The organism is Oleiagrimonas soli (assembly GCF_000761445.1).
GTDB classification, from domain to species: Bacteria; Pseudomonadota; Gammaproteobacteria; order Xanthomonadales; family Rhodanobacteraceae; genus Oleiagrimonas; species Oleiagrimonas soli.
Window position 1 is genome coordinate 753,532 of sequence record NZ_KN196470.1, and the last position, 22,926, is coordinate 776,457.

19 protein-coding genes and 1 pseudogene are annotated in these 22,926 nt (G+C 61.0%); 4 read left to right on the forward strand and 16 right to left on the reverse strand.

Features of this window, described 5'->3' with window-relative positions:
* The first annotated feature begins 2 nt into the window (after positions 1-2).
* From LF63_RS03270 to LF63_RS03285, 3 genes and pseudogenes are all read left to right on the forward strand, one after another.
* On the forward strand, positions 3-2,138 hold the full coding sequence (locus LF63_RS03270) for a glycosyltransferase (RefSeq protein WP_081945064.1): 2,136 nt from the start codon (positions 3-5) through the stop codon (positions 2,136-2,138).
* A gap of 242 nt (positions 2,139-2,380) precedes the next feature.
* Positions 2,381-2,569, forward strand: coding sequence for a hypothetical protein (locus LF63_RS03275; RefSeq protein WP_152569238.1), 189 nt, complete (start codon positions 2,381-2,383; stop codon positions 2,567-2,569).
* Between the two features lie 286 nt (positions 2,570-2,855).
* A pseudogene (locus LF63_RS03285) lies at positions 2,856-3,918 on the forward strand (IS3 family transposase).
* Between the two features lie 153 nt (positions 3,919-4,071).
* On the opposite strand, the gene LF63_RS03290 reads toward LF63_RS03285, so the two are convergent.
* The 16 genes from LF63_RS03290 to LF63_RS03365 form a co-directional block, all read right to left on the reverse strand.
* Complete coding sequence (locus LF63_RS03290; RefSeq protein WP_043099609.1) at positions 4,072-5,607, reverse strand: hypothetical protein; 1,536 nt, start codon at positions 5,605-5,607, stop codon at positions 4,072-4,074.
* A 34-nt stretch (positions 5,608-5,641) separates the two neighbouring features.
* Positions 5,642-6,775, reverse strand: coding sequence for a dTDP-4-amino-4,6-dideoxygalactose transaminase (gene rffA, locus LF63_RS03295; RefSeq protein ID WP_043099610.1), 1,134 nt, complete (start codon positions 6,773-6,775; stop codon positions 5,642-5,644).
* A 21-nt stretch (positions 6,776-6,796) separates the two neighbouring features.
* Positions 6,797-7,105, reverse strand: a complete 309-nt coding sequence (locus LF63_RS03300) for a DMT family transporter (RefSeq protein WP_043099612.1) — start codon at positions 7,103-7,105, stop codon at positions 6,797-6,799.
* Complete coding sequence (locus LF63_RS03305) at positions 7,102-7,431, reverse strand: hypothetical protein (RefSeq protein WP_152569239.1); 330 nt, start codon at positions 7,429-7,431, stop codon at positions 7,102-7,104. The genes LF63_RS03300 and LF63_RS03305 overlap by 4 nt, the downstream gene beginning before the upstream one ends.
* Positions 7,432-7,583: 152 nt before the next feature.
* Positions 7,584-7,829, reverse strand: a complete 246-nt coding sequence (locus LF63_RS03310; protein WP_043099616.1) for an acyl carrier protein — start codon at positions 7,827-7,829, stop codon at positions 7,584-7,586.
* Between the two features lie 19 nt (positions 7,830-7,848).
* Positions 7,849-8,775 (reverse strand): ketoacyl-ACP synthase III, encoded by a 927-nt coding sequence (locus LF63_RS03315; protein ID WP_043099617.1) that lies wholly within the window; start codon positions 8,773-8,775, stop codon positions 7,849-7,851.
* On the reverse strand, positions 8,772-9,332 hold the full coding sequence (locus tag LF63_RS03320; RefSeq protein WP_043099619.1) for a hypothetical protein: 561 nt from the start codon (positions 9,330-9,332) through the stop codon (positions 8,772-8,774). The genes LF63_RS03315 and LF63_RS03320 overlap by 4 nt, the downstream gene beginning before the upstream one ends.
* Positions 9,322-10,272 (reverse strand): DapH/DapD/GlmU-related protein, encoded by a 951-nt coding sequence (locus LF63_RS03325; protein WP_161782317.1) that lies wholly within the window; start codon positions 10,270-10,272, stop codon positions 9,322-9,324. The genes LF63_RS03320 and LF63_RS03325 overlap by 11 nt, the downstream gene beginning before the upstream one ends.
* Before the next feature lie 97 nt (positions 10,273-10,369).
* The gene (locus tag LF63_RS03330) at positions 10,370-11,308 is read right to left on the reverse strand and encodes a glycosyltransferase family 2 protein (protein WP_052394633.1); all 939 of its coding nucleotides are present in this window, start codon (positions 11,306-11,308) and stop codon (positions 10,370-10,372) included.
* A gap of 236 nt (positions 11,309-11,544) precedes the next feature.
* A complete protein-coding gene (locus tag LF63_RS03335) occupies positions 11,545-12,258 on the reverse strand; it encodes a phosphoadenylyl-sulfate reductase (protein ID WP_043099622.1) in 714 nt (237 codons plus the stop codon).
* A 97-nt stretch (positions 12,259-12,355) separates the two neighbouring features.
* Positions 12,356-14,308: an acetoacetate--CoA ligase gene (locus LF63_RS03340; protein ID WP_043099624.1), complete on the reverse strand. Its 1,953-nt coding sequence runs from the start codon at positions 14,306-14,308 to the stop codon at positions 12,356-12,358.
* Between the two features lie 204 nt (positions 14,309-14,512).
* Positions 14,513-15,337, reverse strand: coding sequence for a class I SAM-dependent methyltransferase (locus LF63_RS15450; RefSeq protein WP_081945065.1), 825 nt, complete (start codon positions 15,335-15,337; stop codon positions 14,513-14,515).
* 64 nt (positions 15,338-15,401) lie between these two features.
* Positions 15,402-16,346: an electron transfer flavoprotein subunit alpha/FixB family protein gene (locus LF63_RS03350; protein ID WP_043099628.1), complete on the reverse strand. Its 945-nt coding sequence runs from the start codon at positions 16,344-16,346 to the stop codon at positions 15,402-15,404.
* 88 nt (positions 16,347-16,434) lie between these two features.
* Entirely contained in the window at positions 16,435-17,181 is a 747-nt protein-coding gene (locus LF63_RS03355) for an electron transfer flavoprotein subunit beta/FixA family protein (RefSeq protein WP_043099630.1), read from the reverse strand.
* Positions 17,182-17,299: 118 nt separating this feature from the next.
* Positions 17,300-19,387, reverse strand: coding sequence for a glycoside hydrolase family 99-like domain-containing protein (locus LF63_RS03360; protein WP_043099632.1), 2,088 nt, complete (start codon positions 19,385-19,387; stop codon positions 17,300-17,302).
* 319 nt (positions 19,388-19,706) lie between these two features.
* Positions 19,707-21,323, reverse strand: a complete 1,617-nt coding sequence (locus LF63_RS03365; RefSeq protein ID WP_043099634.1) for an electron transfer flavoprotein-ubiquinone oxidoreductase — start codon at positions 21,321-21,323, stop codon at positions 19,707-19,709.
* Between the two features lie 180 nt (positions 21,324-21,503).
* On the opposite strand from LF63_RS03365, the gene LF63_RS03370 reads away from it, so the two are divergent.
* Positions 21,504-22,916, forward strand: a complete 1,413-nt coding sequence (locus tag LF63_RS03370) for an amidase (protein ID WP_043099635.1) — start codon at positions 21,504-21,506, stop codon at positions 22,914-22,916.
* Positions 22,917-22,926 lie beyond the last annotated feature (10 nt).

Consider the following 22,926-nt stretch of genomic DNA (forward strand, 5'->3'; position numbering starts at 1 on the left):
GCATGAAGGCAATTCCGGCATCCTTGTTGCAACGAATCCGCCGACGGATTCGTTTGACGATCGATAGCGCTGCGCTTTCCGCTCGCGCGTTGCACATGCGTACGGTTGGCTTTTTGACGACCTTGCCGAGAGCCGCTGCGCCACAGGTGGACGAGCGCGGCGAAAGGGGAGGTGGTGACTTCTCCCTGTCCGAGGAGAGCATGCTTCGAGCCGCCATCGATGAACGGTCGGTGGATGCGCCTTTGGCTTCGGTGATCATCCCTGTCTACAACCACTGCGAAGATACGTTGCGTTGTCTTCGTTCTTTGGGCGTCGCCCGAACGCGATCGTCATTCGAGATCATCGTGGTGGATGACGGTTCCACGGACGACACAGCGGCATATGTGACGGCCATGCCGGGCGTTCGACTGTTGCAGAGAGAACGCAACGAAGGATTCGTGGCGGCTTGCAATGCTGGAGCCGAAGTAGCTCGCGGACGTTTTATCGTTTTCCTGAACAACGATACGGAGGTGACCGACGATTGGCTCGATGCGCTTCTGGTTGTGCTGCTGGAAGATCCGGGTTGTGGTCTGGTCGGAAGCAAGCTGATCTATCCCGACGGCGTGTTGCAGGAAGCGGGCGGCATCGTATTTTCCGAGGCGCACGCATGCAATTACGGGCGTGGAGGTGATCCGGCGGACCCGAAGTTCAATTACAGGCGCGAGGTGGATTATTGCTCGGGCGCCGCGATCGCCATCGAGCGCGTGCTGTTTTGTGCTGTCGGAGGGTTTGATACGCGCTATGCGCCAGCATATTACGAGGACACCGATCTGGCGTTCTCCGTGCGATCACGTGGGAGGAGCGTGATCTATCAGCCGCGATCCAGCGTGATGCATCATGAAGGGCGAACGGCGGGAACGGATACTGCCAATGGGGTGAAGCGTTTTCAGGAGCGCAATCGGCATCTGTTCCGGGAGAAATGGGCCGCGGCGCTACGAGACCAGCCGGATGCAGCGATGTGCGCTATCGATATCGACGGGTGCGCCGACCATCGTGCCGGATCGCGCGTCCTGGTGATGGATGCATGTTGTCCACGACCGGAAAGAGACTCCGGATCGATGCGCATGTTCAACATGCTTGCCCTGCTGCGGCAGTCCAATCACCACGTACTGTTCTGCCCGATGGATGGCGACACCCAAAGTAAGGCGGCGCGCGCGCTTGAAAAAGTCGGGGTTCAGCTGGTTCAAGCCGCCACGGAGCGTGCGGCTCTGCGCTGGTTTTTCGCATACGGGCATACCCTGGACACCGTAGTCCTTTCGCGATTCGGCGTGGCGGATCGATTCATGCGACTGGCGAGGAGATATGCATCCGGTGCGGGAATCGTTTTTGATACGGTTGATCTACATTTCCTGCGGCTCCAGCGCGGAGCCGAGTTGCATGGCGATGCCGAAGCAGGACGCGCGGCGGATGCGCTGAAACGGCGTGAACTCGCATTGGTCCGGGAATCGGATATCACGCTCGTGGTCAGCAGGCATGAGCTCGACGTGCTTGCTCAAAACGTGCCTGGCGCGGATGTACGCATACTGGCGAATGTTCATGAGATCCACGGTCGCCGGGTGCCCTACGCGGAGCGCCGGGATCTGGTCTTCCTAGGCAACTTCGAACACGAGCCGAATGTGGATGCCGTGCAGTATCTGGTCGAGTGCATCATTCCACTTGTACGTCCCCGGCTTCCCGGCGTGGTGTTGCATGTCATCGGGCATGCGGGCAAGCAACGAATCGGCGAACTCGCTTGCGAGGACGTCGTCGTCCACGGATTCGTGGAGGACCTGTCCGCATTCATGGATCGATGCCGAATCGCCCTGGCTCCATTGCGTTACGGGGCCGGAGTGAAAGGAAAGATCAACATGGCGATGAGTTATGGTCTTCCTGTCATCGCCTCGTCGATCGCAGCAGAAGGGATGGCGCTTGCGGACGGAAGAGATGTTCTGATTGCCGATGCCCCAGAGGCATTCTGTGATGCCGTGGTACGTCTTTATCAGGATGGCAGCTTGTGGCATCAACTCTCGGAGCAGGGGCTGGAAAATGTGCAGCGCCATTTCTCTTATGAAAGCGCGCAAAACGCGCTCAACGGTATTTTTCCATGTGCACGAGCGTGACTCCGCAGGACGCATTCATGACTGTCGCTTTACTGCCATATTTTTGAAACATCAATATCCTGCCTGGAACAAGCATAAATATCATTCAGAGATTCATGTGGGGGCGAGGCAGTTGTGGCCGGCATCATTTATCGACCTCGAGATTTGTCGTCGTGCGCAAAATAATTCGCGCTTCGGAAGCGCTTTGGTTTCTTCTTATTCCGCTCTTTTGCATCGCATTGGCCGTTGCGAAGGAGTCGGCTGTGCATCAGCACTTCAGTATCGGGCTTCTGCTGCTCAATGCATGGCCTGTCATGCTCGGTTGGTTCGTGATCTATGCGCTCCGCGGGCGAACGCTGTTCATATTCTGGATCAGTTCCGCAGTGACGCTTGCGTTGTACATCTTGAGTGCGATCAAGCTGCAAAACATGAATGCATCCCTGATGCCGTGAGATGTCGTGTTGATCGGACAACTGTTTCGTAATCTCGGTTTATTCTCGCAGTATGCAGAATCCATCACCCTGCTGATCATCGCGCTGCGGGCTTTCGTGATCATCTGCGTATCCTTTGGCGCATCGAGCGCTCGGGCTGATGTATCTGCATACCGATGTTTGTGCTGACGCTGGCGCTCAACTGTTGCATCTATGAGGGTGTTGCTCCGTTGGGGCGTATGGCAACAACTGAATCGACCAGGCTCATGTACGCCTCAGAGCCATACTTTATGGCTCTGAGGCGTACATGAGCGGCAAGCGATATACGGAAGAGTTCAAGATTGCGGCGGTCAAACAAGTGACCGAGCGCGGCCATCGGGTGGCTGAGGTAGCGGCCCGGTTGGGGATCACTACGCATAGCTTATATGCGTGGATCAGACGCTACGGCGAGACCAACGGCGCAGTGCACGGGTCGTCTGAGCAGGCGGCGGAGTTGCGTCGGGTGAAGGCCGAGTTGCGCCGGGTCACCGGGGAGCGCGACATCCTAAAAAAAGCCGCTGCGTCCCATAGGGACTTCCTTCGGACGTACTTTGCCAAGCAGTCCGGGTGAAGTACGCATTCATGAAAGAACATGCCCACCCGTTTCGGCTGAGCAACATGTGCCGGGTGCTGGGTGTACACCCTAGCGGCTTTACGCCTGGCTGAAGCAACCGGCGAGTACGCGTGCCAAGGAAGATGGTCGCCTGACGGGACTGATCAAGCAGGCCTAGCTGAAAAGCCGCGCAGTCTAAGGCTAGCGCAAGGTCACCACTGTCCTGCGCGATCTGGACGAGCGCTGCAGCCGCCATCGCGTGGCGCGGCTCATGAAACTGACCGGCCTGTGCGCCCAGATTGGGTACGGAAGACGGCCCAAACCGCGTCGACCGCGGTGGCGCCAACCGGCTACAACGCCAGTTTTCCGTCGATGCGCCCAATATCCACTGGGTCACGGACATCACCTACGTCCGCACGTATGAAGGGTGGCTGTTCGCGGTTTGGCAGCGAAAGTCGGCATGGGGACTGATGCTGCACTCCGACCAGGGCAGCCAGTTCACCGGAGGCGATGGGAAGGTGTTCCTGAAGGCCCTTGGCATCGCGTCTGCAGCATGAGGAGACGGAGCAATTGCCACGATAACGCGGTAGCCGAGAGTTTCTTCCAACTGCTCAAACGCGAGCGGATCAGACGCCGGATCTACACGACCCGGGCCGATGCGGCGAGCGATGTGTTCGGCTACATCGAGATGTTCTACAACCCGCGGAGTCAGCATGGCAGCAATCAGGGGCTGTCGCCGGTAGAGTACGAAAAGCGGTTCCTAGAAAGTGGTTCGTGAGCAGCTACGGAATCCTAGTCGATTCACAGTATGTGAAAAATGGCCCGCACTCGTTCAATGCCGTGCGCATGGAAGTTCGGTGTAAGCGCCGGATTGATATCGAACAGGGCGACTGGGCCACGTCCGACCACTAGGCGCATCGCAGGAAGTGGATCACCTCGGTGGATAAGGGTCGAGTCGTGTCGTTCGTTGAACGCGAGGTGAAAACACATTGAGTCTGTGCTGTTTCAGCAGGCGCACCAGTTCAGCCCGTTTGGTTTCGGTGTAGCCGCAGACCACAAGTTCGGGCGCACATTGAGTGGGTCTTGTTCCTGGGTCTTGGGCCATTTCACCCAACTGTGAAGCCATTTTCTGCTGATAAGCCTTGATATACGGACCAACCGACCAGGCGAGACGCGAGAGCGGAATCTGCCAGGCGATCAACAGCGCGATCAGTGCGACGAGGGCAGGCTTGCGGATGGCGCCACCTACGGCGGCGGCATCCCATGTGCACGATGCGCACATCAACAAAAGTGCGACCGTGTTGAAGCTGTACGCCAGTACATAGCGCGGCTGATTGAGATAGGCATTGCCGAAGATCGATACTCGCCCGTAGATGATGCCGGCTACGAGCGCGTAGAAGACCAGCATTAGCACGATGGCAGCAAAGGCCGGCGCCGACATGGCCGGCCGCTTCCACAGCACGCGTGACCAGAACCAGCCATGTGCGAGGAGCAGGCCTATTCCGACCAGGAGCTGAAGCATACGGGCGCGGTCGCCTGTGAAATGTTCGAGCGGAAGAATGAAGCTCACAGAGGACGCCAGAGGAACGATCGCCCACTGCCACCAGCCACCATCCAGAAAGTCCGACGATAGATTCCCCAAGCGCTTGTCGAGAGCCATGTGAAACCCAGGGGGCGGGGTGAACAAAATCGCATATCCGATACGGACCACGACAAAGCAGCCGATGAGCATGGCAGCGCCCTTGATTGCACGTGTGCGCATCGGAGGGTTCTGCCAGATCGTTATCGCGAGGGCCAGAAGACAGGCGATGTTGACCAGCATGGCTGTGTCGTCGGCCGCGAGGTCAAAGGCGAGGGCCGAGAGCATGAACAGACCAGCGCGGCCCAAGGCCAGCCATCGCCACAGTCCGAGCAGTGTTGCGAAAAGCAGAGCGTACGAAGTGTAGCTTCCGGTGACGAGTGGCCAGCCCCAGACATCCGTGCTGTTCAGCGAGACGAACGCCACGCAGAGACCGGCCCAAAGCCATACACGCATGCCGCGGAAGGATTTGTCCGGAGCGTCATGCCAGAAGATCAGCCTACGAAGGATCAGCAGCGAAACTAGTGCAGCGAACCAACCCGCTAGCGCTTCGTAGCGGAAGTCGAGATCGAAATAGCGAAGGTCCATCAACAAGATGAGCTTTCGCAGGGGCTGCGCATGGTCCATTCCGCCGCGTTGCACGAAAAAGTCGCCTAGACGAAGCGTTCCGTCTAGGGCTTTGCGGACGAAGACGTCAAGGAAGTACCACGCATCAGAGCGAATGACGGGGTTGCTGAACATCACGATGTAGGCAAGCGTATTCGCTGCGACAGCCGCGAAGATGATCCAAGCAAGCGAGTCCGGAGTCTCAAGGATGGTTGCATAGCAACGGCGCACACTGCGGTATGGCCGTTCGATCATGAATTCGCGGTTGAGGAGATGGGGCATCGAAGTTCCTGTGCGGCGCACATCACGGCATCATTCAAGCGTTCCGTAGCAACGGTGCGGCAATCTCGAAAATGTAGGGCAAGTGTTCATCTAGCCCGATCCACATAGGCATGCGAACCAAGCGTTCGCTTACGTCGTTTGTTACGCGCATGGAACCGGCTGTGCGGCAATGGCGCATGCCAGCAGGTGAAGAGTGCAGAGGGATGTAGTGGAATACCGACCCTATCTCATGCTTCCTGAGGCCTTCGATGAAACGGTTTCTGCGATCTGCATCGGGCAGAAGCATGTAATACATGTGTGCGTTGTGCGTGCACTCTTCCGGGATGACGGGACGTCGAATGAGTTCGCTTGACTCCAACGGTTCGGCCCAGTCGTGATAGCGATTCCAGAGCGACAGTCGTCGCTGATTGATGGATTCGCCCTCCTCGAGCTGCGCGGCAAGGAAGGCGGCAATGATCTCTCCGGGAAGGTAGGAGGAGCCGACGTCTACCCAAGTATATTTATCGACCTGCCCACGGAAAAATTTGCTGCGATTGGTGCCCTTCTCGCGGATGATCTCGGCACGCTCGGCATACTGTATATCGTTGATGAGTAGTGCACCGCCTTCACCGGAGATGATGTTCTTGGTTTCGTGGAAACTCAAGGCGCCAAGCTCGCCGATGCTGCCCAAGGGGCGGCCCTTGTAGCTGGAGAAGATGCCCTGTGCCGCGTCTTCGACGACCGCCAGCCCGTGCCGTTCAGCGATTGCCGTGATGGTATCCATCTCGCAGCCCACGCCGGCGTAATGGACCACACAAATGGCGCGCGTACGCGGTGTGATCGCTCCCTCGATAAGGTTTTCGTCGATATTCAGCGTATCGGGCCGGATGTCGACGAATACCGGGACAGCACCACGCAACACGAAAGCGTTGGCAGTGGATACGAAGGTGAACGAGGGCATGATGATCTCGTCGCCGGGCTGGATGTTCAGGAGCAGGGCCATCATTTCCAACGCGGCAGTGCATGAGTGCGTGAGCAATGCCTTGGAACAGCTCAATTCGTTTTCCAGCCATGTGTGACAGCGCTTGGTGAAAACACCATCGCCTGCCAAGTGCCCCTTATCGTGAGCCTGACGGATGAGGTCCAATTCGCGACCAGTCATGTAGGGCTTGTTGAACGGGATTTTCATGTGGGCCGATTCCATGGACAGTCACACATTGTAGACAATCACGCCTGCGACGATCAGCGTCAGCGCACCCCATTGCCGGAGGCCTAGATATTCGCCGAATGCGAAGCGCGCCGCGATCGGTGTCAGCACGTAAGAAAGCGCGGTACTGATATACACGCGTCCGATGCCCATCTGATGGGCGGCAAGAAAAGTGAAGGGCACAGCTAGACAGAAAAGACCGATGGCCACCATGAGGTCGAGGTAGCGCTTGGTGATGTAGTGCCGTTTGAACGCGATCTGCGCGATGACGGTCGATGCGATCGTGATGGCCAGATAGATCCAGCCACTCATGTGTCTTGCTCCGGTTGGACCGCGGGGCGCAGCAACAGAATGACACCGAGAGAGACCAGTCCGGCCCCCAAAGCCTGGGCGGTGGTGACGTGCTCGCCGTAGACATAGGCGAGGACGACCACGCAAGGGAAGAACAGGGCGGTGGCCGGATACGCGACACTGACTGGAAATCGCTTGTGCATGGCGCCCCAGACGAGAAAGCGACCGAAACTGAGCACGATGACAGCACTCAGGAGCAGAGCCACGAGGACAGGGCTGACATGAAGTAGCTGTGTGGCGTATTTGATGATCGACGCGTTGATCAGCTGCATGGCGATATTGGCCATGACGAGCATCAACAAGAGTCCGGTCCTAGCATGCGTGGTTCGTTGTGTTGTGTGCATAGTGCAAGCTAGGAGTCATTCCTGCGAACGAACGACGCCCATACGGCTGCGATGGGCGAACATAGGGGTTGTGCGGCAACTCGCCCGGCAGGTGATCAGTTGCCGAAAAGTTCTTGGGCCTTGGCGTAGAACTTGTCGATGGTGTTCACTTCGGCGGGATCAAGTTCGCCGAAGTCCAGACCTGTATGAGATTCAACCTGAAGCACCAGGTCCATGCTGTCGAGCGAGTCGAGTCCGGCATTGGAAAAGTCCTCGTCGTCGGAGATGTCGACATGCTCGACATCCTTGACCTGCTTGATACTTTCGATGCAAGCCTGACGGAAATCTTCTTTGCTGATCATGCGTATTCCTATGAGGGGTTCAGTTCTTCTCGAGGACTATTGTCGCCCATGATAGCCCCACGCCGAAACCACTCATCAGGATCCGGTTCGGCGTCGTTTCGAGGCGCTTCTGGAGCATCAGCGGGAGTGAGGATGAAACAGTATTTCCGGTCTCACCGGCCTCGAAAGGCACCTTGCTCGCAGGAAGCTTCATGCGCTTGGCCAAGTTTTCGACGATGAAACGACTACCTTGATGGAACAGGAATTCATCGACATCGTGCACGGCGAGCGATTCCCGCTCAAGGTAGTTGCCGACCTGCTCGGGCACAGCCGTCATGCTGAACTTGAATACGTTGCTGCCGAGCATGTGCAGCGTACCGCCACGCTCAGGGACTTCGATAGAGTGGCCGAGTGCACCGTTGGTGCCGAACATCCCAGGCCGGCAGCTGTATATGGACTGCTCACCGATCCAGGTCACGGTTGCGGCATCGCCGAACAGCAACTCCGTGTCCCAGTCGTCAGGGTCGATGATCTTGGAATACGGGTCTGCGGTGAACAGGAGGCCGGACCTTAGTCCCTGAGCCTGCATGAATGAGGTGATCGTTGCCAGACCGTACACGTATCCCGAGCACCCCAGCGAGATGTCAAAGCAGGCAACGTCCTGACTCAGCCCGAGCTTCTTGTGGACGACGGCCGACGTGTGGGGGAGGCCATGCGCATCGGGGTTCTGGGTGCATACGATCAGACAGTCGACGTCGGCACGCTTGATGTCGCTAGCGGCCTCAAGTTCGCTCATGGCTTCGACGCACATGTCCGATGTATCCATGCTCGCCGGTTTCTTGGCGACCTGCTCGAATCCGATCTTGTCCCGGATGAACATCTCGTCCTTGCCTGCACGGTCGCGGCGGTCCAGGTTTGAGACACGCTCGCCGGCGACGAAGCTTCCGATCGCCTTGATGCCGATCATTTCCATTCTCCAAAGAAGATCTGCCCGACATTCTCGCTATTGCTCAGAATGTCACCCTGATAGAAATCACCGATATCCCTGCTGTAACGGAGGACCACGTCCTCTTCGGGCAGATGCTTCAGGCGGGTGCGCACGAAGACGTACTTCCGTTCGTAACCGGGGTAGACGGCCTTGAGAAGATGTTTGAACCCGGCAACTAGCGCTTCGATTTTCGTGAACGGAACGACCACGGCCGGGATGCTGATTGATCGCGAAGCGATATCCAGTTCGAACTTCCCTACCAGCGCAGGTTCATCGTACGGAAGCGCCTCGGTGATTGGTACATCGCGTTCGATCACGAAAATGCGGCCCAAGGCGTCCTTCCATTCCGCGACTAGCTGATCTTGACTATCGGGGCGCACATCTGCATAGAGAACTTGCTTCCCCGTTTTCTGGTGGAATTTGAAGTCGATGTTCTTGACATCGGTCCCCCTAAGACGGATCAGGTCGTCGAAGAGTGAAGCACTCTGGAGGTACTTTCTGTCGCCTCGGAACTGGAATTCACGTTCAGTGTTCATCGCGGATATCTTCCATATATTCACGCATGACGCGCTTGTGTTGGCGTGCGAGATTGCCTGAAACATCGGCGCCGGCAGGCACATTCCTGACGACAACGGCACCGATCCGGACATTCGCGTCCTCGCCTATCTCGACTGTATTGGAGATCGTCGCAGATGCGCCGATCCAGGTTCGTGCGCCAACGCGGGCTCTGCCTGCTATCAGCACGTTGCTGGAGATCGTGGCGTCATCATGGATGGTCACGTCATGACCGATCGTGCTCTGTACGCCGATATGAACGCGCTTCCCGATATGCGTGTTTTCACCCATGATGGCCGAACGCACGATGACCGCGCCGGCATGGATGAAGGCATCCTCACGGATTTCGATGCCCCCGAAATGAGGAATATGTCGTCGGTTGCCATGAATGGTCTTGGCGTAGAGGCCTTCGCAGCCGATGATCGCACCCGCTTCGATCACGACACCGTCGGCAATGGATGCCGGCCCCTCGATGACAACGCGAGGGCCGATGCGTACCTGTTTCCCGATTCGGATATCGCCACGAAGCAAGGCGGAATCATCAACATATGCAGAGTCGTCGATGCTGGGTGAGGTATCTGAAGTAACAAACTTCTGCATTGTGTGCAGATAGTGATAGAGCACTTCCGGTTCATGACTGACGATCAATGCCTTTTTCGCGCACGGTTCCCGTTGAGCAACATTCTCTGGCGCAATGATGACGTCAACGTCAGGGTTGTCGATTGCGAGACGGAAATAGAACCGATTGACCGCCAGGCATACGATGCCAGGACGGCGGGTCCATACGAACCCGGTCTGCCGCGCATGCGAGAGCCTTTCCGGGTGATCGACACGGATGATTTGGAATTCGTCTCTGAGGCGGGCGAGCGTTTCGGCAATGCCGTCCTCCCAGCCCGATGTCATGTATTTCTCTTCCCGCATGCGGTCATGGTTCATAGTCTTGTGGAAGGTGGCTTACGCGTCCTTGTGCGGGAAGGTGATCTTCAAGGCATGCACGGTTGTCATGGTGGTACCTGAATCAGTCGTGCGTTTCGAAAATGGGGAATTGTTGCGGTCTCGAATGCTCTTCCACGAGTCTGCCGACATACTCTCCGACGATGCCCATGAAAAGCAGGATGTTGCCGCATAGGAATGAGATGAGTACGGCCAGGGAAGGCCAGCCAGCGGCCATATGGCCGCCGAGCAGAACGTAACTGACGGTGCAGACGGCATACAGGAGCGAAGCGACACTCAAAATGATACCCCAGGCGACCATGAAGCGCAGGGGGAGATAGGAGTGATTGATGAGCAGGTAGGAAGCCAGCTTGATCAGCCGCCCTGGGCTGTACGTGCTACGCCCGTGTGCGCGCTCGTTGTGGGGTACGGAAAGATTGGTGATGCGGTCGATGGGCACGGAGGCGAAGATGAGTGCGGGGAGATATGCATGGGCTCCCGTGAATGCACCCATGTTGCTGGCGGCCCGGCGGGTCATGCCCCGGTAGCTCGAAAGGGCGAGATCTCTGGGCTTTCCGAGTATCCGCGAAACCATCCATTGAACGATACGACTCGAGAGGTTCCGTGCTGCGCTGTGTTTTTTGCTAGTGACGATTTTCCCGATCACCATGTCGTACCCTTCCTCCATTTTCTCGATGAACCGCGGAATCTCCTCGGGCGGATTCTGCAAGTCATCGTCAAGAGTGAAGGCGTAATCCCCGGAAGCGCGCTGGAGGCCACACAGTGTTGCGTGATGTTGGCCCGTGTTGCGGGCGAAACGGACCAGCTTCACGCGGGAATCATGTTCATGAAGGGCCAACATCACTTCGAATGTCCCGTCATTGCTGGCGTCGTCAACGAGGATGATCTCCCAGGACGAAGCCACGTCATCGAGCACGTTACGGACGCGGTCGTATAGGGCGTTCAAGGTCGCCTTGCTGCGAAAGACCGGCACTACCACGCTGATTACGGGCTTGGTTGTCATTCAAGTGCTCCATGAAACGAAGTTCGGCATATCGGATTTTCGGCGCCATGTTTCGGGTGGTCGCCGTTCCATGGCCATTACAGGACATGCCCCTTCGTTTCGACGCTGCCGAAATCCCTGTAATGATCGCATAGATGGCGTAATGCACGGACGACAATCACGCTTTTCCGCTGCGGTCCGAGCGCTAGGTGGGTGAGGGTGTGGACGACGGAGGCGCACGCCGCAAAGGAAGGGCATCAGGCGCGTTCGAGCACACCCGTAGTCGTGTTGAAGTGCAGACCGCATTCCTTCGGGGTTTCGTGTTCCCACCACCAACGCCCGGCACGGGCATCTTCGCCGGGCTTCACAGCCCGTGTGCAGGGAGCGCATCCTATGCTGGGGTAGCCAAGGTCATGCAGCTCATTGTACGGTACGCCATGCCCGCGGATGTAGGTCCAAACCTGTTCGTCCGACCATTCGTACAGAGGGCTGAACTTATGCAGGCCGTAATCGGCATCCCATTCCTTGCGTTGAGTGTCGTGGCGTGATGCGGCCTGCTTGCGCCGGAGTCCGGTGACCCAGGCGTTCTTGCCTGCCAGTGCTTGTTTGAGTGGCTGCACCTTGCGCACGCGGCAGCATCCAAGACGTTTGTCCACGCTATCGCGGAATGCGTTGTTTCCGTTTCTTTCCACCCATTCACCGAGTTCGATCGGGTCTGGATGCAGCAATCGGATCGGAAGGCCGTAAACCTCCCGGACTCGCTGGATCAGCGTATGTGTGGCCTCAGGTAGCCGGCCTGTGTCCATTGAGAGAATCTGGATGCCAAGCTCGTGCTTGGCGATGAGATCGATCATCACCATGCTCTCGGGACCGAAAGCGGTGACCAGCGCGGCAGGCGCAAAATTATCGGCGATATGGTCGAGGGTGGAAGCGGCTTCCCTGACCGCAAGTTCGATTTCGGATAGCTCCATGGTGTTATATACGCGTTTTTGTGCAGAGGATGCAGGTTGCAGTTTACGGAATGCATGGCATCCGCGCCCGGATTGTCCGGCGGATAGGGTTGGCGGTTTATTGCCGAAGTGCGTCCAACGTTCTGTATTGCTTCAGTGATTCAGGGTTGGCGAGTGCGTCCGTATTTTTCACGGAACGACCGTGAATGGTATCGCGGACCGCAATTTCACTTATTTTTCCCGAAACCGTACGCGGGATATCCTGAACCTGGACGATCTTGGCTGGCACGTGCCGCGGCGTGGTGTTGGCGCGAATCTGCTTGCGGATCCGGTCGCGTAGCGCATCGTCCAGCGTGACGCCTTCGCGCAGACGCACGAACAGGATGACGCGTTCGTCGTCTTCCCATTTCTGACCCACGGCGACGCAGTCGAGTACTTCGTCGATCTGTTCGACCTGGCGGTAGATTTCGGCGGTGCCGATGCGCACGCCACCCGGGTTGAGCGTGGCGTCGGAGCGACCGTAGATGATCACGCCGTTGTGCGCGGTGATCTCGACGTAGTCGCCGTGGCTCCACACGTTCGGAAATTTGTCGAAGTAGGCCTTGCGGTATTTTTCGCCGTCCGGGTCGTTCCAGAAGCCGATCGGCATCGACGGGAAGGGCTTCAGGCAGGAAAGTTCGCCGGGTTCACCGCGCACCGGTTGCCCGTTTTCGTCGAGCGCTTCGACGGCCATGCCCAGGCCGCGGCACTGCAGCTCGCCGCGATAGACGGGAAGCAGCGGGTTGCCCAGCGCGAAGCAGGAGACGATGTCGGTGCCGCCGGAGATGGAGGCCAGCAGTACGCGTTCCTTCACGTCGCGGTAGACGTAGTCGAAGCTCTCTGGCGCCAGTGGGGAGCCGGTGGACAGAATCGTCTTCAAGGTCTGCAGCTTGTGGGTCTCGCGCGGTTTCACGCCGGCTTTCTCGATGGCGGCGATCCACTTGGCACTGGTGCCGAAGATGCTGATGCCGACTTCGTCCGCCAGGTCCCACAAGGCGTTGCCATCGGGGTGGGACGGCGATCCGTCGTAGAGCACGACGGCCGCGCCCACGGCCAGACTGGACACCAGCCAGTTCCACATCATCCAGCCGCAGGTGGTGTAGTAGAAGATGCGGTCCTCGCGCTTGAGGTCGGTGTGTAGAACCAGTTCCTTGAGGTGCTGCAGCAGGGTGCCGCCCGCACCGTGCACGATGCACTTGGGCACGCCAGTGGTGCCGGAGGAGTACATCACGTACAGCGGATGGTTGAATTCGGTGGGCACGAATTCCAGCGGCGGCTCGCCGTCACCGGCGAAGTCCGGCCAGGGCACGGCATCGCGCAAACCGTCCAGCTCCAGCGGCTCGCCGCTGTACGGGATCACGACCAGTTTTTCGATCGAGTCGATCTTGTCGAGCACGCCGCGGACCTTGTCCAGGCAGCTGAAGGTCTTGCCGCCATAGGGATAGGCATCGGCGCAGAACAGCACCTTGGGCTCGATCTGACCGAAGCGATCGACCACGCCGTTGATGCCGAAGTCCGGCGAACACGACGACCACACCGCGCCGAGCGAGGTCGTCGCCAGCATGGCGATCACGGTTTCGGGCATGTTGGGCAGGAAGCCGGCCACGCGGTCGCCGACATGGACGCCAAGTTGTTTAAGCGCGCGCGCCATCCGCGCGACCTCGACGTGCAGCTCCGCGTAGCTGTATTCGCGCTCGTGGCCCCATTCGTTACGGAAGATCAGCGCCGGCTTGTCGTCACGGAAACGCAGCAAGTTCTGCGCGAAGTTCAGCTTCACGTTCGGATAGAAGCGCGCGCCGGGCATCTGCTCGGGGTGTTCCAGCACCGGCTCGAACTGACCGCTGGCGCGGATACCGCAAAATTCCCACACCATCGGCCAGAACTTCTCGGGCGAACGGATCGAGAAGTCGTACAGCGGCCCGTAGCGCTGGATGTCCTCGTTGCCGGTCTGCTCGCGCACGAAACGCACGAAGCGATTCATGTTGGCGCGGTCGATGCGGTCTTGGCTGGGTTCCCAGATGGGACTGGTCATGCTCAATCCTGTAGACGGTGACGCGAGGAGGGCAAATCGAAAAGATAACAGTTAGCGGTACTTCCAATCGATAATACTTCCGTACATACCGGTGGGCATCACTGGTCAAACAGCGCCGAATGTTCGGGCCGGAGTACACCTTCTGTACGAGTTTTCCCGGCGTGCGTGTATCGTGAATCTTCGATTAGCCACGGGACACGGCGGTTAGCGTAGACGGGCTGCCACCAGGCAACTAGAACCGAAACGCAGGCTTCGGTTCCTGGCAATTTTGGTGGCCTCCACACGCAAAAGGCGTGAGATGGTGCGTGTGGTCAGTCCCTTCCTGGTGCCGTGCGCGCGGGCGTTCTCTGCGTTCTTGTGACGGCCGGCACCGACACGATACGGCAATGCACGGAATGCGAGTTGGGGAATGACCAAGGGGGCGAAGAAGTAACTGAGGTATTCGATATCGAAATCGGGTTCCAGCAGCCGTCGCATGGTAACTGAGGTATGCCGACGGAAATGCCCCGCGTCTATGTCGCTTTGCGACCAGAGCCATGCATGGCACGGCACGGTCAGATAAAGCATGCCAGAGGGTTTCAGAACGGGTTTGAGGCTTCTAAGGAACTCACGGTCTTCTCGGATGTGCTCGATGACATCGAAAAGGCCGATAGCGCCGAAACTGGATGGCGCGAATCCGCACTCCTCGAGTGTGGCGCAAAGTACGTGATTCACTCCGCGTTTTGTACGTGCGTTGAACGCACCTTCGTAGCCGGGTTCGAGCAGCACGACTTCATACCCGCGTGCCTGCAGCATGGCGGATACGAAGCCATTTCCTCCGCCGATGTCGAGCAGTGCCCCTTCGAAGGGGTGGTTCTGGATTACATGCTCGATGCAAGTGTTGCGGTGGTTGAACCAGAACGAATCGTTTTCGATCTGGAAACACGTAGCGTGACCGTTTTCGGGATACGAGACATCCTTTTTATGCTTTGTCACGAAAATGCCGTGCCGATCACGCTGCAAGTTTGATCCGATGCTTTCGATATCCATCTAGGCCCCTTCGATGGCTGGCATGCATGGTGCATGCTTCTGATGCAGAGTATTGCGGAATCGTCTAGCCCAGTGCCGCTTCGATCTCGGGAATGATCTTGAACAGATCGCCGACCAGGCCGATGTCGGCGATCTCGAAGATCGGCGCGTCGGCGTCCTTGTTGATGGCGACGATGGTGCCGGCGTCCTTGATGCCGGTCAGATGCTGGATGGCGCCGGAGATGCCGAAGGCCATGTACAGCTCGGGGGCGATGATCTTGCCGGTCTGGCCGACCTGCATGTCGTTGGGCACGTAGCCGGCGTCGACCGCGGCGCGCGAGGCGCCGACGGCAGCGTTCAGCTTGTCGGCCAGTTTGTAGATGATGTCGAAGTTTTCCTTCGAGCCGACGCCGCGGCCGCCGGAGACCACGCGCGGGGCGCTCTGCAGGTCCGGGCGGTCGCTCTTGTCCTGTTTGAGTTCGACGAAGCGGGTGTGCGCCGGCAGCTCGATGTCCAGTGTCAGCGCTTCGACCGGCGCGGCGCTGTCGCCGTTGTCGGCGGCCTTCCACGAGGCCGAGCGGATGGTGGCGACCACGGTATGGTCGGTCGGCGCCTCGACGGTGACGATGGCGTTGCCGGCGTAGATCGGACGCGTGAAGACGTGGCTGCTCTCGACCGTCATCACGTCGCTGACCTGGGCCACGCCCAGCAGCGCGGCCACACGCGGCATCAGGTCTTTGCCGGTGGTGGTGGACGGGCCGAACACGTGGCTGTAGCCCTCGGCGGCCTTGGCGATCTGCGGTGCGGCGGTGGCGGCCAGCATATGCGCGTTCTCGGCGCGGGTCACGGTCAGCACGCGGCTGACGCCCTCGATCTTGGCGGCCTCGGCGGCGATGGCGTCGGGCGCGTCGCCCAGCACCAGCACGTCGATGGCGTCGCCACCGACGGCGGCGGCGGCGCTGACCACGCGCGCAGTGGCGCTGTTGAGTTTGCCGTCCAGGTGTTCGGCGATGACCAGGATCTTGCTCATGATGATTGTCCTTCGTGTCTCGTGAGGCTTCGCTCTGCGGGCGGCGCGATGCGCGGCCGGCCCGGAGCGAGGCGGAACATGCGTGCCGTTACAGCAGGCCCTTCTGCTTCAGCGCGGCCACCAGGCCGGCGGCGTCCTCGACCATCTCGCCCTTGCTGCGCTTCGGCGGCGGGGCGTAGTTCGCGGTCTTGAGGTGGTCGCCGCTGTCGACGCCGAGGCTGTCGAACTCGATCACGTCGATGGGCTTGGACTTGGCCTTCATGATGTCCGGCAGCTTGATGAAGCGCGGCTCGTTCAGGCGCAGGTCGGTGGTGATCACGGCCGGCAGTTCGGCCTCGATGGTCTCCAGGCCGGCATCGACCTCGCGGGTCACCGTGGCCTTGCCGTCGGCAATCGCCAGTTCGCTGGCGAAGGTGGCCTGCGGACGACCCCACAGCGCGGCCAGCATCTGGCCGGTCTGGTTGGCATCGTCGTCGATGGCTTGCTTGCCGAGGATCACCAGGTCCGGCGATTCCTTCTCGATGAGCTTGAGGAAGGTGCGCGCGGCGGTCAGCGGCTGCGGCGCGCCGTCGGTGGTGACGTGGATGGCGCGATTGGCGCCCATCGCCAGACCGTTGCGCAGGTGTGCCGTCAGGTCCGCCGGGCCGATGCCGACGATGACGACTTCCTCGGCCACACCTTTCTCGCGCAGGCGCAGCGCTTCTTCCAGGGCGATGTCGTCGAACGGGTTGGCGGACAGCTTGACGCCGTCGGTGGCGACGCCGGAGCCGTCCGGCTTGACCTGCACGCGCACGTTGTAGTCCACGACGCGCTTGTAGCCGACCAGGATCTTCATCAGCGATTCCTTCGATCTCTCGGGTTCGGGGTCCCGCAACCGCGGGCACCGTGAATTCAAACGCTTATTCTAACCCGAGTGGCGGGGAAGCCTGAACCGGGCTTCAGGAGGCCGAGCTTCACGGGTCACGACGCGCGTAAGGGTAGGACTCCTGCGCGCCGTCTCGGGGTTCGCCAGCGATGTCGGCGGCGATGCCGAGACGAAAGCCGGCCGCGTTCGAGGCCAGCAGCAATACGCGCTCGACGGCGTGGGCGAACGTGCCGTCGACCTGGCCGGCCTCGGGTTCGAATTCCCAGGAATCCAGGTGCGCGTCGAGCAAGAGACGGATGGCGTCTAGACGCAGCCAGAGCATGCTACCGGCCACAAAGCGGTCCCGCTCGGCATCGGGTGAGGGGATACCGAGTCGGGTGCACAGGTAGTCCACGGTGTCGTGGTTCGCGCCCCAGAAATAGTGCAGCGGCTGTACGTGTCCTTCGGCCGCCACCAGCCCCAGTGATTTGTCTTCGACGAATGATGCATAGATGGCGTGCGCGCGGTGCACAGCCAGCAGGCGGTCCAGCAATTCGCGACGCCAGACATCGCCGTCGCGACGATGCGTGGACCGTTTGGTGTGCAGCTTTAGGACCGTGTCCTCACCTTCGTCTAGCAAGGTTCCGGCTACGTGCAGGAACGGCAGGATATCTCGGCCGTGGTTCGGAAAGCTACGCACTTCGCATTCGAGCGCAAGCGCTTCGATGCGCTTGTGTACGGCTTGCTTGCGTTCGTGCGCAGTGGTGATGACGATGCGCCAATCCAAACCGCTGGCGCGCAGGGCTTCGACGATCTCGTCGAGCAGTTCCGGGTACCAGACGTGTATGACGGCGCAGGGGCGTGTGGCCACGGTGGGCTGCTGGACACTGGCTCTTCGCAGTGCTTCGCGCGTGGCGTTAAGCCAGGCATGTCCGAGGCGTGCATCGGGTTCCAGCACGGCGCCTTCGGCCCATTCGTTCCAGGCGTTGATGAAGATCAGGCGACGCGAGGCCGGCAATGTGTCGGCACGTTGCTGGATGGTCTGCTGCAGCCAGTCACGGTAGCCCCGGGGCGAAGCATGGGCGTAGACGCGTCCGCGTCCGCTGCGGCGCGGCTCATTGTCCCAGCCGGGATTCACGCCTGGAAACAGGAGATAACTCGGCATCGGGCGACGGCCGACTTCGCGTGCCAGTTCGCGCCAATCCAGAACCTGGCCACGGTACGCCGGGTTGATCAGACGCTGGCGCGCGGTGATGTTGGTCGGTGTGGCCATGTTGGGAGGAAATTCGACGGCCGCGTCGAAACCGATGTCGCGCGGATCGGGTTGCTCGAATCCCTCCACGCAGGCGAGCATGATCTCGCCGATGCCGTTAGCGCGGCACCATGTCCGCCAGCGTTGTGCGGTGCCGGCGGCGTCGGGCAGCAGGCCCGCGCGGTAGACCAGCAGTAGCGGCTTGCCCTCCACGCGAACGTAGCGCGCATCGCGCAGATACGGCGCGATGTCGGCGATGAACGCGAGATCGTCCTGCGGGCTGTGCTCCTGCGCCATCAGGATGTCGTCGCCGCGTCCGTCCCAGCGGCGCGACCAGTTTTCATTGGCCCAGCAAAGGCAGATCGGAAGGTCCAGCGATGTATCGGTCAGCCATTGTTCGGCAGGGGCCTGCAACAAGCGTTTGCCGCCGAACCAGTAGTGATAGAAGCAGAACGCACCGATACCGTACTCGCGGGCAAGCTGCATTTGCTTGCGCATCGCATCCTTGATGCGCAGATCGTAGAAGCCCAAGGCGCCAGGCAGGCGCGGTTGGGCGTGGCCCTCGAATTGCGGAAGAGCGCGAGCCACGTTGCGCCACTCGGTGAAGCCCTCGCCCCACCACGCGTCGTTTTCCGGAATCGGATGGAACTGTGGCAGGTAGAAGGCCACCAGTGTGGCCGGCATCGGGGAGGGCAGGGTGCCGGGCCGGTGTGGAACGTGTCCGATCGCCGGTTCGCCTGCGCGATAGTGGGCGACGCCGTACTGGACGGCTTCGGTATTGGGCGTGCGCCCGCGCGGACCATCCGGTACGAACGCGGCATGACGGTCGAGAAAGCGTCGACGCCAGCGGTCGCGCGTGGCCTGGCGCAAGGGCAGAAGGCGGAAGCCGAAGCGCAGCGCGTGGAACAGCGCGTGACGCAAGGGCGATGGAATACGGCTCGTCATCGCGCAAGTGTACCGCTCATGAGGTTTCTGCTCGCATCGCCGGATGGTGGTCGAGGGAACGCCCGTGAAACAGTGGGTCAGTCGTCTGCAGCGATGAGCCGATGACGCACGCGAGTGTGAGATCGCCTGCGTGGAGTGTTCCTCGCAGGGCATCGTGCCGATTGGGCCCGGTCCGGTCATGCTCGTGCGAGTCACAGCGCTGGCGGAATCGTCACCGCAGTACGGGTCGCACCCCCGCAACGCGCGCTCGTGCGAGGCGCGCGGTTCGGTCATGCGTGTGGCGGAACGATGTCGCGCGAGCTTTCGCGCGACGCGACGATCACAGGTTCTGGTAACTCGGCCCCGAACCGCCTTCCGGCGTCACCCAGTTGATGATCTGGTAGGGATCCTTGATATCGCAGGTCTTGCAGTGGACGCAGTTGGCGGCGTTGATCTGCAGGCGCTTGCCGCTGCTTCCGTCGGGCATGCTGTCCTCGACGATTTCGTAGACGTTGGCCGGGCAGAAGCGCGTGCACGGGTTGCCGTATTCCTCGGCGCACTTCGTCACGCAGACGTCGGTGTCGGACACCTTCAGGTGCACGGGCTGGTCTTCGTCGTGCTCGGTGGCGGCGAAGTAGACGCTCGCGAGACGATCGCGCGGCGGTAGGTCGCGGTCCACGTAGTCGCGCTTCGGGCTTTCGTAGCGGCCCAGCTTCTGCAGCGACGACCAGTCGGCGCGGTTGCGCAGTGTCCATGGCGACAGGCCGCCGGTGAGCGTTTCCCAGGCGGCGTTGAACATACCGAACCACAGACCCTTGTGGAAGCCGGGGCGGATGTTGCGCACCTTCTTCAGCTCCGCCATCACGCCGGAGTGGCGCAGCACGTGGTCGAAGCCTTCCGCGCCGCCGCTCTTGGCGACGTGCTCGGCGGCCAGCATGCCGGAGCGGATGGCCTGATGCGTGCCCTTGATCTTGGGCACGTTGAGCAGGCCGGCGGCGTCGCCGATCAGCAGTGCGCCGGGCATCTCCACCTTCGGCAGCGACTGGTAGCCACCCTCGACCAGGGCGCGCGCGCCGCCGGACAGGATCTGTCCGCCTTCCAGTAGCGTCTTCACCTTCGGGTGGTGCTTGAGTTGCTGGAACGCCTCGAACGGCGAGAAGTTCGGGTCTTCGTAGTCGAGGCCGGCGACGAAGCCGATGGCGACGCGGTTGTTGTCCAGGTGATAGATGAAGCTGCCGCCGTAGGTCTTCGGGTCCAGCGGCCAGCCCAGCGTATGCACGACCTTGCCCGGCGTGACGCGGCCCTCGGGCACCTGCCACAGCTCCTTCATGCCGATGCCGTAGGTCTGCGGATCGCTGTCCTTGTCCAGCCCAAACTTCTTGATGAGCTGCTTGGACAGGTGCCCGCGGCAGCCTTCGGCCAGCGCGGTCACCTTGGCCTTGATGTCGATGCCCTGGGTGTAGCCGGGCTTCTCGGAACCGTCGCGCGCCACGCCCATGTCGCCGATGCGCACGCCGGCCACGGCGCCGGTTTCGTCGAACACCGGTTCGGCGGCGGCGAAGCCGGGGAAGATGTCCACGCCCAGGGCCTCGGCCTGCGGCGCCAGCCACGCGCACAGCGCGCCGAGGCTGACGATGTAGTTGCCGTGGTTGTGCATCTGCGGCGGCGTCGGCAGCTTGCTGGCGTTCTCGTGGTCGCGCAGCATCCAGAATTCGTCTTCGGTCACCGGCACGCAGATCGGCGGCGGGTTCTTGCCCCAGTCCGGCAGCAGCGCGTTCAGCGGCTCCGGTTCGATCACCGCGCCGGACAATATCTGCGCGCCGACGGTCGAGGCCTTCTCGATCACGCACACGCTGAGATCCGGCTTGAGCTGCTTGAGTCGGATCGCGAACGCCAGCCCCGCCGGGCCTGCGCCCACGGTGATGACGTCGTATTCCATCGTTTCGCGTTCGCTCATGACAGGCTCCGTGTGGACGTGGATGGCGCGCGACGCGGACAGCGCCGTGCGATCGCGCGACAGCGCGGGCAGACGATAATTGTCCGTGTTCGCGGCCCGGCCGGCAAATGCTTGCGTTGCGCGCGAATTTGCGCGTTCATGGAAATGGGCCGCACGGGCGGTCCGTGCCACGGGAGTCCCATGAACACCACACCGTCCCCGACAGCCAGCGATCTGCGTCGCGCCAGCATGTGCCAGCTACTGCACTGGTTGGCGATCGGCCGCACGCGTCCGCAACTGCTGGCCGATGCCTACATGGAGGCCATCGAGCGCCTCGATCCGCAGCTGAATGCCTTCGTCGACCTGCGTCCGGGCCTGGTGCAGGATCAAGTCGTCGGCGCCGAGAAGCGCCGCCAGGAAAGCGTGATCGGCCGGCTGGACGGTATTCCCGTCGCGATCAAGGACAACATCGACATCGCCGGCTGGCCCACCCGCGCCGGTCTGCCCGGACGCGGCGAGAAAGATGCCACGCAGGATGCACACGTGGTTTCGCGCCTGCGCGCCGCTGGCGCGGTGATGCTGGGCAAGACCAACATGGACGAGGGCGCGCTCGGCGCGGTCACGCACAATCCGCATGACGGCGCCACGCACAATCCGCATCGTCCGGGTTTCACGGCGGGCGGTTCCTCCGGCGGCTCCGCCGCGGCGGTGGCGGCGGGCCTGGCCACGGTGGCCATCGGCACCGACAGTCTCGGTTCGGTGCGCATCCCCGCGAGTTACTGTGGCGTCTATGCGCTGAAGCCGACGCATGGCGAAATATCCGCGCGCGGCGTGGTGCCGGCGGCGCGTCGTCTCGATGCGGTCGGTCTGCTGGCGCGCAGCGTCGACGACCTCACGGTGCTGCTGCAGGTGTTGGCCGGTTACGACGCCGACGATCCGCGCTCGCGTCATCGCCGCGTGGCGTTTTCGCCACCCGACTGGGAGCCGGGGCGTCTGCGCTGCGGCCTGCTGCCGGATCTGCGTGCGATCGGGGTCGAGGGCGAGGTGGCCGATGTGTTCGACGCAGTCATCGGGCGCCTTCCGTTCGAGCTCGGTGAGCGGCAGACCGTCGATTTCTCCGACTGGGATTTCGCGCGCACCCGGCGCGCGGGCTTGCTGCTGATGGAAGCCGAGATGCTCGGCACCTTCGCCGGCGACCTGGCGGACACGGCGCACCCGGTGTCGGACGATTTCCGCTCCATGATCGCCTATGCGCAGTCGTGCAGCGCCGCCGACTACGCCGCCGCCGACCGCGTGCTGGATGCGGCGGTGTTGAAGATGCGGCGGTTGTTCGCGCAGGTCGACGTGCTGGTGCTGCCGACCACGCCGCAGACGGCGTTCGCGCTGGACGCGCCGGTGCCGGCGAATCAGGCCGATCTGACCAGCTTCGCCAGCCTCGCCGGTTGCCCGGCGGTAAGCATCCCGATGGGCGTGACGGCATCCGGGCTGCCGGCCGGTCTGCAGTTCGTCGGTCCGCGCGGTTCGGATTTGCGCCTGCTGGAACTGGCGCAGGTGTGCGCGGCCAGCCTGGACGCCGAGCCGGTGTATCCCGTCGAACCCACGCGCAGCGCCTGAGGCAGGTTGC